The 17,128-nt window shown below is 38.2% G+C and carries 14 protein-coding genes and 1 rRNA gene; 7 read left to right on the plus strand and 8 right to left on the minus strand.

Annotated elements, in window-relative coordinates; translation table 11 throughout:
• Positions 1-10: 10 nt before the first annotated feature.
• A complete protein-coding gene (gene ilvM / locus H5126_RS10960; RefSeq protein ID WP_002959893.1) occupies positions 11-256 on the minus strand; it encodes an acetolactate synthase 2 small subunit in 246 nt (81 codons plus the stop codon).
• A complete protein-coding gene (gene ilvG / locus H5126_RS10965) occupies positions 253-1,902 on the minus strand; it encodes an acetolactate synthase 2 catalytic subunit (RefSeq protein ID WP_002959891.1) in 1,650 nt (549 codons plus the stop codon). Before ilvG ends, ilvM begins: the two co-directional genes overlap by 4 nt.
• A 540-nt stretch (positions 1,903-2,442) precedes the next feature.
• Here ilvG and H5126_RS10970 point away from each other — a divergent pair.
• From H5126_RS10970 to H5126_RS11000, 7 genes are all read left to right on the plus strand, one after another.
• The gene (locus H5126_RS10970; protein WP_182721026.1) at positions 2,443-4,113 is read left to right on the plus strand and encodes a phosphoethanolamine transferase; all 1,671 of its coding nucleotides are present in this window, start codon (positions 2,443-2,445) and stop codon (positions 4,111-4,113) included.
• Positions 4,110-4,481, plus strand: coding sequence for a diacylglycerol kinase (locus H5126_RS10975; RefSeq protein WP_007582120.1), 372 nt, complete (start codon positions 4,110-4,112; stop codon positions 4,479-4,481). Before H5126_RS10970 ends, H5126_RS10975 begins: the two co-directional genes overlap by 4 nt.
• Positions 4,472-6,418, plus strand: a complete 1,947-nt coding sequence (locus tag H5126_RS10980; RefSeq protein ID WP_182721025.1) for an LTA synthase family protein — start codon at positions 4,472-4,474, stop codon at positions 6,416-6,418. Before H5126_RS10975 ends, H5126_RS10980 begins: the two co-directional genes overlap by 10 nt.
• Before the next feature lie 63 nt (positions 6,419-6,481).
• Positions 6,482-7,156: a response regulator transcription factor gene (locus tag H5126_RS10985; RefSeq protein WP_182721024.1), complete on the plus strand. Its 675-nt coding sequence runs from the start codon at positions 6,482-6,484 to the stop codon at positions 7,154-7,156.
• The gene (locus tag H5126_RS10990; protein WP_182721023.1) at positions 7,137-8,573 is read left to right on the plus strand and encodes a sensor histidine kinase KdpD; all 1,437 of its coding nucleotides are present in this window, start codon (positions 7,137-7,139) and stop codon (positions 8,571-8,573) included. Before H5126_RS10985 ends, H5126_RS10990 begins: the two co-directional genes overlap by 20 nt.
• 49 nt (positions 8,574-8,622) lie before the next feature.
• Positions 8,623-9,501 carry a TraB/GumN family protein gene (locus H5126_RS10995; RefSeq protein WP_182672745.1) on the plus strand — a complete coding sequence of 293 codons (879 nt, stop codon included), beginning with the start codon at positions 8,623-8,625 and terminating at the stop codon, positions 9,499-9,501.
• A 70-nt stretch (positions 9,502-9,571) separates the two neighbouring features.
• The gene (locus H5126_RS11000) at positions 9,572-9,763 is read left to right on the plus strand and encodes a hypothetical protein (RefSeq protein ID WP_008166123.1); all 192 of its coding nucleotides are present in this window, start codon (positions 9,572-9,574) and stop codon (positions 9,761-9,763) included.
• Here the strand turns inward: H5126_RS11000 and H5126_RS11005 are convergent.
• The 6 genes from H5126_RS11005 to rrf all read right to left on the minus strand — a co-directional run bounded on the left by H5126_RS11005 (position 9,753) and on the right by rrf (position 17,125).
• A complete protein-coding gene (locus H5126_RS11005) occupies positions 9,753-11,165 on the minus strand; it encodes an ATP-binding cassette domain-containing protein (protein WP_182721022.1) in 1,413 nt (470 codons plus the stop codon). The two genes, H5126_RS11000 and H5126_RS11005, sit on opposite strands and share 11 nt — an antisense overlap.
• Before the next feature lie 76 nt (positions 11,166-11,241).
• Positions 11,242-12,972, minus strand: a complete 1,731-nt coding sequence (locus tag H5126_RS11010) for a response regulator (protein WP_182721021.1) — start codon at positions 12,970-12,972, stop codon at positions 11,242-11,244.
• Between the two features lie 132 nt (positions 12,973-13,104).
• On the minus strand, positions 13,105-15,438 hold the full coding sequence (locus H5126_RS11015) for a fatty acid cis/trans isomerase (RefSeq protein WP_182721020.1): 2,334 nt from the start codon (positions 15,436-15,438) through the stop codon (positions 13,105-13,107).
• Complete coding sequence (locus tag H5126_RS11020) at positions 15,435-15,800, minus strand: hypothetical protein (protein WP_002959878.1); 366 nt, start codon at positions 15,798-15,800, stop codon at positions 15,435-15,437. Before H5126_RS11020 ends, H5126_RS11015 begins: the two co-directional genes overlap by 4 nt.
• An 88-nt stretch (positions 15,801-15,888) precedes the next feature.
• Positions 15,889-16,683 (minus strand): VOC family protein, encoded by a 795-nt coding sequence (locus H5126_RS11025; protein WP_182721019.1) that lies wholly within the window; start codon positions 16,681-16,683, stop codon positions 15,889-15,891.
• 327 nt (positions 16,684-17,010) lie between these two features.
• Positions 17,011-17,125 (minus strand): 5S ribosomal RNA (rrf, locus tag H5126_RS11030).
• Positions 17,126-17,128: the final 3 nt, after the last annotated feature.

Consider the following 17,128-nt stretch of genomic DNA (forward strand, 5'->3'; position numbering starts at 1 on the left):
CAGTTCGTAATTACACAGCCTGTTGTTGCTGTAAATTTTGTAAAGTGACTTCTTTGACATCCACCAGCTTATTTAACTGGCTGGTTAAAAGGTGAATTGGTTTATCACTATCTACCGTCATGTCTACATTATAAAAACCATCGTCCATATTGAGCTGAAAATGCGTAAGGTCAAAACCACGATGACGCACCACTCGTAAAAAGCGCTCTACCGCTATACTTTGGCTTTTTAATGCAATAGTTAGGCTGTGTTTCATTTTGCTTTCTCCGTCATCATTTCGTCGTTAGCAGCCCCAGGTGGTACAAGTGGCCAAACATTTTCTTTATCATCAATACAGGCATGTACTATGTACGGCCCTTTACTATTAACTAATGCAGTTATCGCATCATCAACTTGGTTAGCGTGAGTTATTGTTTGCCCAGGAATACCAAATACAGCGGCTAATTGCACAAAGTCTGGGTTATCCGACAGGTTAGTTTCAGAATAACGCCCTTCAAAAAATAGTTCCTGCCATTGGCGAACCATCCCTAAACGTTGGTTATCTAAAATTAATATTTTTACAGGTAAATTGTTACGACGAATAGTGGCCAGCTCTTGAATATTCATCATTATAGAACCATCGCCCGATACAGTGATAACAAAGTCATCAGGGCGTGCTACTTGTGCACCAATAGCCGCAGGTAGACCAAAGCCCATTGTCCCTGCACCACCACTGCTTAAATGATTACTCGGATGAGTAAACTTCATGTGTTGTGCTACCCACATTTGGTGCTGACCTACATCGCAGCACACAACCCCTGTTTTTGGCATGCGTTGGCTTAGTTGGTTTAATAAGTACGGTGCAAAAACCTTCTCACCTGGGTAGTCGTAACGCCACGCATGCTTAATATTCATTTCTTTATTTGTGTCACACCAAGCTTTAGGTGTTACAAAGCACTCAAGTGCGGGTAACGACGTTTTTAAATCGGCAATTAATGAAGCCTTAGCAGGTTTTCGCTTACCAACTTCAGCAGCATCTATATCTAAATGGATTACTTTAGCTTTAGCTGCAAATTTAGCTAAGTTGCCTGTTACGCGGTCATCAAAGCGTGCCCCTATACATACAAGTACATCACATTCTTGCACTGCGATATTAGCAGCTTGACCACCATGCATACCCAACATACCTAAGTAATGTTCGTAATCTGGTAATACACTGCCTAGCGCTTTAAGTGTTGATACAGCTGGCATCTGAGTTTTATTTAAAAATTGCATTAGTTCGTCTTGCGCATCAGCGGCTTGTACACCACCACCTACATACGCTACAGGCTGTTTAGCCTCACTCAACAATTGATTAGCAATAGCAACTTGCTTTAAATCTAACTCTGGTAAGTATTCATCAGCTGCTAGCCAAGGTTTAAAAGGGACTTGAGCCATTTGAATATCTTTTGGGATATCGACAAGTACAGGACCTGGGCGGCCGCTTTGCGCTAAATGAATTGCTTCTTGTAATATCTCTGCTAAGTCTTCAGCTCGTTCTACCATGTAGCTGTGCTTAGTACACGAAAGCGACATACCTAGTACATCTATTTCTTGAAACGCATCTGAACCAATAGCTGCAGTAGGCACTTGGCCGGTGATCGCCAATAATGGTACTGAGTCCATCATCGCATCAGCAAGAGCGGTTATTAAATTAGTTGCACCTGGGCCCGATGTTGCAAAACATACGCCTAATTTACGTGTGCTACGAGCATAACCAACAGCTGCAAACCCTGCACCTTGCTCATGGCGAGTTAGGTAGTGTTTGACTGGCGCGCCATACAGCGCATCGTAAATTGGCATAATAGCTCCGCCTGGGTAGCCAAATACTTCATTTACGCCGTGTTTGGCCAATAAGTCGATTGTTAGTTCTGCGCCTGTCATTAATAAACCCTCATTCCTCAGTGACAACCCAATTACAAATTTTACCCTTAAAACTAAAAAGCCCTCCGAACGGTTAAGTGCGGAGGGCTTTTTTAATGCTTAAGTTTTTAAAGCACTACGAAGCCCTCGCGGGAATAATCACCACGATAATAATCAGGACTAGGTTAAGTGCGTTTGTAAGCATGTAATTAATACCAAATTTTGTTCAATTATCGCGAAGGTTATTCCTTCGCTCTCTTTTTATATTAGTACCGCGCTAGGCCCTTTAAGTCAACACCAAAGTTAATCTAACAAAAAGACTAAAATGCAATTTATCAGGTTTTAAAATTCATTATACAAGCTGGTAGTGGTTTTTTTATGCTCTAATTTTAATCTCAGAAATTCACTATTCTTATATCCCTTATTTAAGGTTTGATTAATTTTTGAGAATATTTTTATAAATAAAATTATTTATCACCTTCAGGTAATGCGTAGGTTCTCTTAAGCGACTCTTAAGTGTTGTTGCATAGCATGGCGTTGTTATTTTAAACGAGCCTAAATATGAACATAACTAGCCAAACACCAGCACAAAAAAAGCCAAATCGTAGTAAGCGGTTTTACATTCACTGTAGTGCAAATGCCTTTGTAGTGATGATTGCCTGTTATTACTGTTTAGTTATAAACATTCCTTTTATTCAAGGTTCGTTTAACGCCATCACCTCCCTTGCATCTTTTTCATGGCTATTTTTACTTTCAGTGCCACTGCTTTTGTTATGCCTTTTAATTATTTTCTTTTCAATAGTGTCGGTTAGGTGGTTACTAAAACCAATTAACTACCTTTTACTGATAATTTCGAGTGCCGTACTTTACGGCTCATTAAATTACGGCGTCGTGTTTGACTATTCAATGATTCAAAACACGTTCGAAACTGATTCAAGCGAAGCACTGAGCTATTTAAATCCGCAGCTCATAGGCTTTCTACTACTGTTTTGTGCGCTACCTGTTTTTATATTAAGCAAAGTAAAAATACACTTTACCCGTCCTCACGAAGAAGCGATTAGTCGTATAAAACTTATTGTAGCGTGCTGCTCATTAATTGCTTTAGTGGTCGTAAACTTTTACGCCGACTACGCAGCCACTGGCCGCAATAACCGCATTTTGAAAAAAGAACTCATCCCATTTCAGTATCTCTCTAGCGGTTATAAATATATGCGCGATCAGCTGCTGTATACCAATATAGAATTTAAAGATATAGATGCAACACCTACCTTAATTGCGCCTAACACCACCAGCGTAACAGTTATGGTTGTTGGCGAAACCGCACGAGCAGAAAACTTTTCTTATCAAGGTTATAAGCGCAACACCAATCCTTATACACAAAAGTATAATGTGACGTATTTTAATAATGTGGCGTCTTGTGGCACCGCTACTGCAGTGTCTGTGCCGTGTATGTTTTCACTGCAAACACAAGATAACTTTGATCGATTAGCAGCCGACAACCAACAAAACCTGGTTGACTTAGCACAACAAGCTGGCAGCGACGTACTGTGGGTTGATAACAACAGCGGCTGTAAAAACGTATGCACCCGTGTTGTTAACATTGATATCCCAACCACCCCATCAGCGCTTTGCGATGGAAAATATTGTTTTGATGAAGCACTGCTTGCTCCACTTAAGCGCAAACTCGCTAATTTAAACCAAGCTAATACCGTTATCGTCCTACACATGATGGGCTCACACGGACCAACCTACTTTAAACGCTACCCAGAAAAATTTAAGCAATTTACGCCCACGTGCGACAGAAGCGACATTCAAAACTGCTCACTCGATGAATTAGTTAATACCTACGACAACACAATTGCGTACAGCGACTTTGTTAACGCCCAGGTAATTGAGCAATTAAAAGCGCTGCCAAACAACATAGATAAGCAGTTTTTATATGTCTCTGATCATGGTGAATCACTTGGCGAAGCCGGTGCTTATTTACATGGTTTTCCGTATAGCTTTGCACCTAGCACACAAACGCACGTTCCTCTTTATATGTGGGCTGATGAGCATAATCAGCGCATTACTAATACCTGTTTAGCTAATTTAGACACCCGCGCTGCACGCTCACACAACAATATTTTTCACACCCTTTTAAATTTAATTGGCATTAAAAGCAAAACGTATCAGGCATCACTTGATTTACTTGCTAACTGCCAAACAACACCAAGCGAAATAAAACTATGAGTAATAAAACCGTTATAAAACGCCAAGGCTTAATGCGCCTTATTTTTACCTTAAGCCATTCTTTTAACGGCTTAAAATGGATGAGTCGATTTGAAGCGGCGTTTCAACAAGAGCTAGCACTGTTTTCATTACTCGGTGTGTTTGTGTGGCTACAAGAAATTGCACTAAGGGATAAATTACTGCTTATAGCTAGCCTGCTTTTTGTATTGTTTGCTGAGCTGGTAAATACGGCAGTTGAGGTTGTAGTTGATAGAATTGGCAGTGAATACCATGAGCTTTCGGGGCTAGCTAAAGATATAGCCTCTGCAAGCGTGTTTATAGCTATGCTAATTGCCGCTCTTATTTGGTGGGCTGTGTTATGGGCATAAAGCTAACTTTTATACCTAAAATACAAAATGCACTTGGCCCTGTATGGATTTTTGTTGTATTTGCTGTTTTGGCACTTAGCTTTTTAACACTTGCTCGCTTTGGATTAAGTGTATGGCAAGGGGAGCGTGTATTTGGATTGCATGCGTGGTTATCTATATTTATAGGTGGTTTAAGAGTTGATATAGCCACTCTAAGCTACATTATTATGCCCGCATTACTACTTACTTTACTGATGCAAAGCGTAGGTTGGCAAAATAAAGTACGCGGCCTCATTAAAATTTATTTAGTGACGATGTCTGCTTTACTTGTTTTTTTTGAAGTGATTACGCCTACGTTTATAAACGAGTACGATTTACGCCCAAACCGCTTATTTATAGAATATTTAATTTATCCTAAAGAAGTCTCAAAAATGATTTTTTCAGGCTATAAGGTAGAAGTATTTATTGCTGTTATAGCACTTATTTTAAGCTGTAAATTTGCAAGTAAAATATTTAGCAATCAATGGCAAAGCAAGTCATCACTAACAGGTTTAAATCAATCAATTTTAGCGCTTGTTTTAGTATGCTTAACTATTTTTGGCGCCCGCAGCTCATTAGGACACAGACCACTTAACCCCGCCATGGTCTCGTTTTCTACCGATCATTTACTTAACGACTTAACCCTTAACTCACTTTATAGCGTCGCGTTTGCAGTTAAGCAACTTTCTAATGAGCAATCGAGCCAAGACTATTACGGTAAAATGCCCACCGATGAATTACTTAGTATTGTGCGTAGTAACATGCAAAATACGCAAGGCACATTTAGTGATGTAACCGCCCCTACAAAAACGTTTCATGGCGCAAGTAATACAGGTAAACCAAAAAATTTAGTCATTATTTTACAAGAAAGTTTAGGTGCTCGTTATGTAGGCACGCTTGGCGGTTTACCGCTTACACCTAATATAGACGCCCTTTATAAACAAGGCTGGGGGTTTGATAATTTATACGCCACGGGTACACGTTCAGTACGTGGAATTGAGGCGGTAATTACAGGATTTACACCAACGCCTTCGCGTGCAGTTGTTAAACTTGATAAATCACAACGTGACTTTTTTACCATTGCTGATTTTTTAGCGAAGCAAAATTACAACACGCAGTTCATTTATGGTGGCGAAAGCCATTTTGATAACATGCGCAGCTTCTTTTTAGGCAACGGTTTTAAAAGTATCGTAGATACAAATAACTTTAAAAAAATAGACTTTAATGGCTCGTGGGGCGCATCAGACGAAGACTTGTACGACCAAGCCGATATAGAACTTACTAAGCTTAAAAATCAAAACAAACCCTTTTTTAGCCTTATATTTTCAAGCTCTAATCATAGCCCGTATGACTTTCCTGACGATAAAATAACGCTGTACGATAAACAAAAACAAACCCGTAATAATGCTGCCAAGTATGCCGATTACGCACTAGGCACCTTTATCGAAAAAGCTAAAAAATCGAGCTACTGGGATGATACTGTATTTATAGTTATTGCCGATCACGACTCGCGCGTATCGGGTTCGAATTTAGTACCGGTGGATCACTTTAAAATTCCGGCCGTTATTTTTGGAAAAGGTATTACCCATAAACGAGATAGCCAACTAGCCAGTCAGCTCGATATTCCTGTTACTCTACTGTCTTTAATTGGCGCAAGTGGTAAGCACCCAATGATAGGTCATGATTTATCAAAGCCAATTAGCGACAACAAACAACGCGCAATGATGCAATACGACAAAAACTTTGCCTACATGCACGATAATAAAGTGGTGGTATTACAACCACAAAAACCAGCAACCACCTATACGTATAGCAATAACCAGCTTGTGCCATGTGAAAACGATGAGCAACTAGTTAAAAAAGCCCTAGCCCACGCGAACTTAGGTAATCTAGCTTATACAAATGGTTGGTATCATTAACCAAGTGACTTGATAATAAAGCCTTGTTAAAGTAACAAGGCTATTTTTATAAACCGAGTAAACATGAAAATCCTCGTTATTGAAGACTCTGAAGCACTAAGACGCAGCTTGCAAGTTGGCCTTAGCAACCTTGGTTTTACCGTAGATGAAACTGGTGATGGCTCAGAAGGGTTGAGTATGGCACTGAGTGGAAACTACGACCTCCTCGTACTTGATTTAATGCTACCGAGCGTTGATGGCATGAGTATTTTACAAGCACTGCGCAGCAGTAATAGCCAAAGCCGTGTGCTAATTTTATCGGCACGAAGTGAGCCTCAAGATAAAATTAACGGCCTTATGAAAGGCGCTGACGATTATTTAACTAAGCCATTTTCGTTTGAAGAACTCCATGCTCGTGTCCTTGCATTACTTCGTCGTGGTTCACTGCAAAATCAACAAAATACCCTTACCGTAGGTGATTGCGTATTAGATCTCTCCCTTAAAACTCTTCACTACAAGCAATATGCCATTGAGCTCACGCGTAATGAATACAAAATAATAGAATGCTTATTTAACGCCCCAGAGCGAGTATTGGGGCTCGAGCTTATAAGTGAAGCGGTGGTAGGTCAGTTTGATATGCTCTCTAAAAATGCGCTTGAAGCACACATCTCAACCATACGTAAAAAAGTAAGACAGTTTGATGGCGAGCTCCCGATAAAAAATAAACGTGGATTTGGTTATGTCGCAACAACAAAATAAAAATCACTCAATAAAACGTAAACTCGTTAATAATATTAGCGCTGTGATCTCAGTTATTTTATTCACCATATTTTTAACCGTTGATTTAAGTGTTGATACTTGGGTGGAAGATCAGTTCAATCAGTCTTTAACTAATAAAGCTAACTACTTAAAAACCTTAGTTGAAGATGACAACAACGTGGTTGAATTTGATTTTGCTGGTGAGTTTATGTCGGAGTATGAAGCTGCAGATGCCACGGAGTTTTACCAGTTATGGCATGGCAGTGATGTTTTTGAGCGCTCGGACTCATTAGCGCTTTATGAAAATGCTAACCTGCCTTTTTTAGAAATGCCGATAAATGAATCTAAAATTATAGATTACGAGCTTCCTAACGGGCGTGATGGCCGCGCACTTATAAGTCACTTTGTAGCCCAAAAAGATGATAGAAATCCCACTCACTCTGCTGTTTTTAATACCATGACACTTGCAATCGCAGCGCCGACAGCCGAACTTAATAAAGTACTGATTATTATTGATGTGGTCTTTATTTTAACCTGTGTACTTGGTGTGTTTGGTGTGCGCTATTTAGTGACACGTATTGTAAATAAAGGCCTGCACCCACTACACAATTTAAACGACCAAATTAAGTTACTCGATATTACCGGTGTTGCGCAAACAATAGAAAGCGACTTTAAAGTAGAAGAAATAGAACCTATACGTAATGAACTAAATAAGTTTATTACCGTTAATCAGCAACTCTATAGTAATGAAAAACGCCTAACAAGCGACATTGCACACGAGCTTAAAACCCCAATAGCTGAACTAATAAGCCTCTCAGAGGTGGCTATTCGCTACCCTGACGATAAACGCATTAGCGACACCTATACCAGTGATGTGCTTAATATTTCACAGCGTATGAAAACAATTGTTAGCAACCTCTTATTATTGCAGCGCTCAAGTAGTAGTGCTATGCAATTGAATGCACAAAATATCATGCTAAATAACTTAGTAAATCAAATTATTGATGAGCTGACCTTTAAGCATCCAAGTATCAAAACGCGTTTAAATAACGAAATAAGTGACGAGATTACACTTAATGTTGACGAATTTAGTTTAAATACCATTTTGTGTAACTTAATCGATAACGCACTATTTTATGAACTTCCTGAGGCGCCAATTAAATTAACTGCCGTAAATAACAGCACAAACATGAGCATCTCTGTTAGTAACAAAGTAAATAAACCACTAAGTGGTGAACAGCTAATTGCTATTTTTGACCCGCTCTATCAGCTAGATTCATCTAGAACTAATAATCAGCGCCATGGTTTAGGATTATCAATTGTACAGAGCTTATGTAACTTAAATGGCTTTACTATTACGGCCAGTAATACCGAAAACAATACGTTAACGTTTATATTAACGTTACCTCTGAAGTAAATTTAGGTTAGTATTTACACTACTAATTTTGAGATTTTAAGGACAAACCATGAATGCTCTTACCCGTGTTAGCCACTTTTTTATTGTGGCATTACTTATAACATTTAGCTTTAACAGCTATGCAGCACCTGCCTTATATAAAATAGAAAAAAATGGCGTCAGCTCATACCTATTTGGCACTGTACACGTTGGTGATGCCAGCATGAAAGGCTTACCTAAAAATGTAACCGATGCAATTAGTGCAAGCAAAGAAGTCATTGTTGAAGTTGATATAAGCAAACTTACTCCACTTGAAATGCAGCAGCGCTCAATGCCATTTATGATGCTAAGTGACGGTAAAACATTACAAACTGAGCTTTCAAAGCAAAATTATACCAAGCTAAAAGATTACTTTGCTAAAAAGTCGATTGATATTGCTATGTTTAATGGCTTAAAGCCTTGGGCTGTTATGGTGACTATGATGCAAATTGAATTTCAAAATGCAGGATATTCAGATAAAACCGGCATAGACAAGCAAGTGCTTAGTTATGCTAAAGAGCATAATATTAAAATTGGCGAGCTTGAAACCCTAGAGCAACAACTACAAATGTTTGATGGTATGGCGCTATTAAGCAATGAAATGATTGAAGAAACCTTTGAGCAACTAGCCGATATTAATACTTACTTTATCAAGTTAGTTAATGCATGGAAAAGCGGTGACATGGACACACTAACCGATTACTACAACATGAGTTTTGATGACAGTAATTACGGTGAAATTAGCGAGCAAGTAATGCTAACTAACCGCAATAATAATTGGGTTAAACAACTCACACCGCGTTTAGCAAACGAGCAGCTATTTATTGCTGTAGGCGCTCTGCATTTACCTGAAAAACACGGGTTACTTAAACAACTTCGAGATAAAGGCTTTAGCGTTACTCGTCTTTAAAATAAAAATGACCCCAATAGAGCTTACGTAAACAAACTCGCTAAGTAAGCTCATAATGTTTAGGTAAATTATGAAACGTTTTCAATTTGAGATTTTATTTTTTCTCACGATGCTTTTTATCAATGGAGTATATTACTACCAAGAGGGGTATTTTAAACCAAGTGGTGGGTTAATCCTTGCCTCTATTTTTATTGCGATTGAAATTGTTATTTACTTAATAGAAAGCATTAATAAAAAATATAAAAAACGAACTAACAACTAAAGTCTTCCATTTTTAAGTAATTCTCTATTCCTTTAATTTTGTCTGCCGCATGATGATTTACATAAATCACAGTACTTGTATTGGCAGCACAAATTTTCTCTATTAGTAGCAGTACACGTTGCCTGTTTGCTTCATCCAAGCCTAAGCAAGGCTCATCTAAAATAAGTAACGTTGGATGTTTTACCATAGCTCGCACAATTAAAAGCATACGTTGATCGCCGTACGATAGCTGGGTGAATGAGGTATTTTGTTTATCACTTAAACCAATAAATGCCAGCCACTGCTTAGCAATATTAATTTGTGCGTCGCTCGGTTTTTGATATAAACCTATGCTGTCGTATAATCCTGAAATAACAGTATTTAAAGCCGATATACTTACGCGGTAATCCATATGTAGCGCGTTAGATATAAAACCAATATGCTGTTTTATATCCCAAATACTCTCCCCTGTCCCACGTTTAAAACCGAACACTTCAATGTCATTGTTATAACACTGTGGGTTATCACCTGTTATTAAATTTAATAGGCATGTTTTGCCTGAACCGTTCGCTCCACTAAGCTGCCAATGCTGATGCTTTTTTATAGTCCAATTGAGATTTTTGAATATGCTTACATCACTGTAACTAACTTTAGCATTACTCAATTTAACTAAGGTATTACCGGTGAATGCCTTTTGCTCTTGTTCAGTATCCGGAGATGGCACATCCAATGAGGTATGTTCTAAATGAAGTAGTTTTAGTAAATCACTCAATTGTTCACTGTCTGGCTTTGCCAAAGTATGTAACAAGCAACCTTGGTTTACATAGCCATAGTGAGTGATGAATGAAGGGATTTCGTCTAGGCGGTTTAGTACAAAAACAAAAGTAATAATTTGGCTAAGTTCTATGAGTATTTTATTAAGCTGCTGGCAAGATTGTACGTCGAGTCCATGAAATGGCTCATCAAGCACGACTAACTCACTATGGGAGCTGAGTCCTTTTATAAGTAGGAGTTTACGAGTTTCACCCGTTGAAAGGTCTCTAAAATGCCTATTTAGTAATGAGCTAAATTTAAATAATTCTATTAGCTGCGCTAATAATTCATCATTATTACTATGCCCTGTAAAAATAAGGTCTTTAACGAGAGTGTGCTTTTCATGCTCTAATTCTTGAGCTAGTAACTGTTTATGTGAATCTGAAGACACGAGCATAAGCTTATTAATACTACTTATACGCTTACCACTTTCGCACTTAGCCTCACCGATTAACGCAGCTGTCAGAGCAGATTTACCAGCTCCATTAGCACCTAAAAGTAACCAATGTTCTCCTAGGTTTACTTGCCAATCTAGGTTGCATATATCGTAACGGCTTTTACCTTGCCCTTGTAAGTAACCATTAAATTGCTCAAGCGTAATTGACTGCACTAACTTTTCCTAATAAACCTTAAAACAGCAAGTTAACGTATATTAAAAGTGCTTAGCAAGCTTGTTATCCGCAAAATTAATTTATTTCACTAACAACGCTAATACTATTTAATGCGTCTTTAATTGCTTGCTGGCTTATTGGCTTATGAATATGGAGGTTAGCTCCGTATTCATAAACTCGCTCTATATCATTTTGTGAGGTATTTGCTGTTATAACAATAATTGGCATTACTTTATTAAGATCGGAACGTATTTTTTTAATAGCCTCAAACCCATCCATTACAGGCATATTTAGGTCCATAAAAACAATATCGTACTGATTTTCACTCACCATATCACACGCGACTTTACCATTTTCTGCGCAATCATAGCTTAAACCTAATAAACTAAGTATGCGGGTTAATAACATAGTGTTTAATGGGTTATCTTCAACGACTAAACACGTTAGCTTGTCGTTTACTTTAAGAGGTGTTGGGAGGGCTTTACTTATAGTCACTGGTAAATACAAAGACACCAAAGCACCATGAGTTTTATTATTTGTAAAAGTAATTTCACCATGCAGTGCTTTTACAACGTATTGAACCCGGGTTAGGCCAGTTCTTAACCCTTGAAAGTGATTGGTTTGTTTAAATGAGTCAAATTCAAGACTGGTAATCTTCTTCGAAAAGCCACTGCCAGTGTCACTCACCGTTAAATGAAATTCATCATTTAAAAGCTTAGCTGAAACAGTAATTTCACCTTTTTGTGTAAACTTAATAGCGTTACTAATTAACTCTGTAAGTGTGTGCTGCAAACGTTGATGATCCAGTTTACATACACAATTTAACGATTCATCTAAACGACTAACTAGTTTTAGGCCTTTTTGCTTACACGCATGCTTGTAAGCTATTACTACTTTATTACACGACTCTAAAAGGTTTTCATCATTTAAATGCGGTACCCATTTACCTGCACTTAAAGCCTGCAAGTCTTGTAATTCATCTAATATGGCTATTAACCTAAGCGCGCAATAGTTAGCTTGGGTTTTAACGCTTTGCTGTTTATCAGAAACCTCTAGCTCCTCAATAGACGTAATAAGTCCCTGCAAAGGTGTTCTAAATTCGTGACTCGCTCTGGCAATAAAATGCTCTTTATTTTGACTTGTTTGATAAACAAAATCTTTTTGTTTTTGTAGCTCTAAAAGCGTGTCTGAAACCTCTTTTTCCATTGGTATAAAAACAAATCTTAACTCAATAAGTAATAATGTCATTGCCAATAACCAACATAGTATCTCTAGGTTGGCGACCCAATTTACTTTTTTAACAGCTTGAGATTCAAATAAGCTCACTGCCTTATCAAGCTTTGTTAATAAAGTTTCAACATGCTTAATAGAAAATACTGAGTGGTTTATCTCTCCTTGCTGATACAAAAGCCGCTCTGTTTGTTCTATATAGTCAAATACCGCTTTATCTAACCCTATCGTTTCACCAAAATATAAGTCTACTAACGCTGGATTTAAGTAAATGTATTCGTCATCAGAGTTTTTAGTTAATAATGTTTGATGGGACTTTTTAAATGTATTGAGGGACTTCTCAAGTGACTCAGTATGAGCTGGCGAGTAATTACTGATGTTAAGCATAGCATTACTGTGCCAAGCAATTTTCTGTGAGAGCATGCGCTGGCTACCAGCGATGTTAATAATTTTTGCATCAAACTTTTGAACAGAAAAACTATGCTGCATTAATAAAGCAGAGCCACTTATTAATAGCGCTATTGCAATTAGTGCCCATCGGTAACGTGTTCTCACGCTTTTAATAATATTGAACATGTATAAACCAGTTTTTTTATATAAGTGTAGACTAATTTTTTAAAACGAAGAATCAGTCAAAATAATTAAGCGAATTATTAATACCCAATAAAAAAGCCCAGCATCAAGCTGGGCCATTGTAGTAAAATTATATTAGCGATTCTCTAATCGATTATAATCGAACATTCCATATTCTATCCCACGATACTTTTTAGCTGTATCGTGCAATATATCGCTGTATTGCCAAAACTGTGGATGAGTACGTCGAATACCAAACTTAGATTTCAAAGCACCATAATCGGCTTCTATTTGCATCATAGGCAATTGCTCGGCAAAAGCATTTACTTGCTGCTCGTTATTTAAATACCAAATAGCTGCTGGGTAATCACCGATAAAGCCAGGAACAATCGTTGCGGTATCTTCATCATAAGCACGTTGGCCATCTTCGTTTAATAAACTAGAAATATTGTAGTGCGCATTATGATGAATAATAGTGTAGCCCTTATGACTATTATCTTTTTGCTTTACAAGTACAAAAGAAAGCTGAGGTAACAAGTTTACCGCTTTTGCTGGCATAGAACTTACTACATTTAACGGCTTTGGTACTTCAGTGTAGTTGTATCTTTCACTTAAAACTGGCGCTAAGGCTTCTTTCATCAAAGTATATAGCTCATGCTGTGGATCATCAGTTTTATAGTTAATACCGCTTGGCTGACTAAATTCTCGGTTATTTTTAAAGAACTTAGATAAGTCAGGTGGTGAATTACGATACCACTGCTTTTTGATTTGATTACGCTTAGCCTCAGGTAACAATGCTAAAAAGTTTTGCTCTCCCTCTAAACGTAAAAAATCCATATATAGGCGTGTCACTAATTGGTGGCCTATATTTCCGTACACATCAAAGCCTGCTACAAGCAAATAGTGAATACGCTCAAACAAAGCATAATCTAATATCCAGGTGGTTTTAGGCTCTTGACCAATAAAACCTTTAACTACAGTTGCACTATCAAAATGGCGGAAAATAGTTAGTGCCGCATTTTTATTATGCTCATCACCTTTCCAAAGTAAGTCTGTTGTAAGGTGCTCACCACCTTTGAACATTTTGTTAGCCAACTCTACTTTCGCCTGTAAATACTTTTTCTCGCGAACTGAATATTTAACCCAGCTAGAAATGGGTAAGGCATTACTCTCCTCAGCGGCAGGAAGTTCTAATGCCTCTTCATGTTGCATTAGCATTTCCCCTACAGCCGGAGTCGCTACTTTATTAGGATCAGCAAAAGCCACCCAAAAATGATCGTTTATAACATTTAAAGCAATCTGACCACGACAAACAGGCCCTTTTATAAAGCCCATAATAATTAACTCTGCCTCATCAAGCATAAATTGATACTTAGAATTAATTGGAATAACTTCGAAAGTTTTAAAAGGGTTAGATGCTGCCTTAGCCTCATAACTAGGCATTTTCGTAACAGTATAATCTGGCGCAATAAACTGCTCATATAAACGCAGTAATTTAGCTTCATTAAGCTCAAGTGGTAAATGTGTTTTAGAAAGTATGGTTGTACGTTCTTGCATAAAACGATAATAAACACGGCTAACTTTAGGGTCATCGTATGGGCGGCGCGTGTTAATTAACTTTATTTCCTCACCAGGAGGCGTACTTGAGCGAACTAATTTGAAAAAGCTTTGTGGGTTTTCTGAAGTAAAATAAATATGTGCTAAAAACCAATGCTCATAAATATACCGTGCTGATAACTGATACTTTAAGCTATCTTGATTTAAAAATGCTTCCCAGCCCGCTATTTTATTCTGATCATATTTACTTGGTGGCTGAATATGTGACATTTTACCACCACCTTTAAGCCAGTTCTGTAAGTGATTAAACTCTTCACGCGAAACACCAGGTAAACCATAAGGCATGCCGCCATGAGGTTGATCACTTGCCAATCGATCGAACTCACCCATTGTTGCGCAGGTTTGCGAACGCGCTAACGAAAAGTCAAACTCATCACCTAACACTTCATTTACTGGCAATTCATGGCTTTGCTTTAACACTAAGCTATTAAATAACACACTGCCCGCTAAGTTAGCTTCTTCACTTTGCACGCGCTCATTTAGCACTGGCGTAAAGTTTTTCTTTCGCCATTGCTGAGTATTAGTTGCATCAAATAATAAACGGCTTGGGGTTGTTGCCAATAAACGAGTTCCATCGTAAACGAGCTCTTTACTCAAACCTCGGTCAATACCTTCAGGGGATGAGAGCTTCAGTTGACATGGTGCATCGTAACAACCATGACAAACTACGCAGCGGGTATCGAGTACAGGTTTTACATTTTGTAAAAAATCAGCACCAGCACCTGTTGTATGAGGCACCATTCTCTCTTGTGTTTGTTCAGGTCCAAAAAGATCATCGTAGTGAGCATTTCCCAAATATGCACAACCACTTAAAATAATGAGTACTATCGTACTTATTAGTATTTTTCTCATTCGTCGTCCTCATCACCTAAATCAAAGGTGGGCATCATATCCATTTGAGGAGAAACGAATGTATTCTGACCTTCAGTATTCAAAACAATACTTAAAAGAGGGCCATGCGTTAATGTTATCTGCGCATCGTGCTCTTGATCTAATATAGCTAAGTACAGAGGATTAGTTATAAGCAACTCATAACCGCTAACAGTAATAGCGACACTGCTATCTTCACTTGGGTTCTGGCAAATTTGAGCAAGTAACTCATCATCAAGTCCAATTGATATTTCAAAATCAGGCTGCTCTAAGTCTCTATTACTTAATGATTCATCTAATAGAAATAAAGGGAGGGTTAAATTACTATCTTGTTCAAATTCCATTGCGTTCTCTGCACTTTCTGACGATTTAATTGACGAGTATTATATCAAACTAGCGAGCAAATTAACGCTAAAGCTAATTTAACTGTGTTTAAACGTCATCCATAACAGATTCGATCACCGAAAATACAGCACCTTGAGGGTCGCATATAACACTAAAACGACCAACATCGGGGATATCTATTGCAGGAACACATACTTGTCCACCTAAGCTAGCGGCCTTACTAACAATTACATCGCAACTCTCTACTGCAAAATAAATCATCCAATGAGCAGGGGTATCATCAGGCCATTCACTTGTCATTTCAAGCATACCGGCAATTGGTTGTCCATCGACTAAAAATAAAATGTAGTCCATCCCTTCCATAGGCTTTATTTTGCTTTCCCAGCCTAGTAAAGCACAGTAAAAGTCTCGACTTACTTTACTATCTCTTGTTGCTAACTCATGCCAATAAGGCGTATTTAATTCACCTAAGTGCTTACAACCTTTATGCTCATTCCCCTGCCATAGTGCAACAGTTGCGCCTACTGGATCTTTTAGCATCAACATTCGTCCTGCATTCATAACATCATGAGGACCGGCAATAACCTCAGCACCTAGTTCTTTTGCTTTTAGCGCACAATCATCAATATTATCGACGGCAATGTAAGCCAACCAATGACTTGGGATACCTGCACTAATTTGCTCTTTAGGCATTTCGTACATTGCAGCGATATCATCACCTTGCTTTTGTAGCATGGTGTAGTATATGTTCTCTCCAATAGGTTGATCGTCATGCCCCCAATCAAATAAAGATGTATAAAACGCCTTACCGTCTTTCCAATTGTGCGTACAAAGCTCTGACCAACAAAAAACACCATGCGGGTGGTTTTCAACTTTACTCATGATTAAGCCCTTATTATTCTAATTTTACCTAAACGAACTCTGTCACATTTTATAAACTACATAATTGAACAGATCATAAATTGAGATTAGAGCAATAACTAAGCGGAGTCGATAAAAGAAGGACAAAAATTCGTTATCCAGTTGTTTCATATTTGAGGTTTTTAACGCAGTTAGGGTCAGATTTAATCCCTCAAATTGATTAAATATTATTGCTGATTGATACAAATTATTCGCCAAGAAGCGCTTCGCTTAGAGGAATACCTAAATCACTTTTCTGCAGACGTAAAAAAGCCCGACTATTTCTAGTCGGGCTCTCTACCATTTGAAGCCTGGTAATGTCCTACTTTCACATAGCAAATGCTACACTATCATCGGCGCTGTTTCGTTTCACTACTGAGTTCGGCATGGAGTCAGGTGGGTCCAAAACGCTATTGTCACCAAGCAA

Source organism: Pseudoalteromonas sp. SG45-3 (assembly GCF_014164075.1).
In the GTDB taxonomy this organism is placed as follows: domain Bacteria; phylum Pseudomonadota; class Gammaproteobacteria; order Enterobacterales; family Alteromonadaceae; genus Pseudoalteromonas; species Pseudoalteromonas distincta.

Bases quoted from the DNA above. Each gene is read 5' to 3' on its own strand.
- H5126_RS11025 (WP_182721019.1), bottom strand. From the start codon at position 16,683: ATGAGTAAAGTTGAAAACCACCCGCATGGTGTTTTTTGTTGGTCAGAG.
- H5126_RS10975 (WP_007582120.1), top strand. From the start codon at position 4,110: ATGAGTAATAAAACCGTTATAAAACGCCAAGGCTTAATGCGCCTTATT.
- H5126_RS11020 (WP_002959878.1), bottom strand. From the start codon at position 15,800: ATGGAATTTGAACAAGATAGTAATTTAACCCTCCCTTTATTTCTATTA.
- ilvG (WP_002959891.1), bottom strand. From the start codon at position 1,902: ATGACAGGCGCAGAACTAACAATCGACTTATTGGCCAAACACGGCGTA.
- H5126_RS10990 (WP_182721023.1), top strand. From the start codon at position 7,137: ATGTCGCAACAACAAAATAAAAATCACTCAATAAAACGTAAACTCGTT.
- ilvM (WP_002959893.1), bottom strand. From the start codon at position 256: ATGAAACACAGCCTAACTATTGCATTAAAAAGCCAAAGTATAGCGGTA.
- H5126_RS11010 (WP_182721021.1), bottom strand. From the start codon at position 12,972: ATGTTCAATATTATTAAAAGCGTGAGAACACGTTACCGATGGGCACTA.
- H5126_RS11015 (WP_182721020.1), bottom strand. From the start codon at position 15,438: ATGAGAAAAATACTAATAAGTACGATAGTACTCATTATTTTAAGTGGT.
- H5126_RS10970 (WP_182721026.1), top strand. From the start codon at position 2,443: ATGAACATAACTAGCCAAACACCAGCACAAAAAAAGCCAAATCGTAGT.
- H5126_RS10995 (WP_182672745.1), top strand. From the start codon at position 8,623: ATGAATGCTCTTACCCGTGTTAGCCACTTTTTTATTGTGGCATTACTT.
- H5126_RS11000 (WP_008166123.1), top strand. From the start codon at position 9,572: ATGAAACGTTTTCAATTTGAGATTTTATTTTTTCTCACGATGCTTTTT.
- H5126_RS10985 (WP_182721024.1), top strand. From the start codon at position 6,482: ATGAAAATCCTCGTTATTGAAGACTCTGAAGCACTAAGACGCAGCTTG.
- H5126_RS10980 (WP_182721025.1), top strand. From the start codon at position 4,472: ATGGGCATAAAGCTAACTTTTATACCTAAAATACAAAATGCACTTGGC.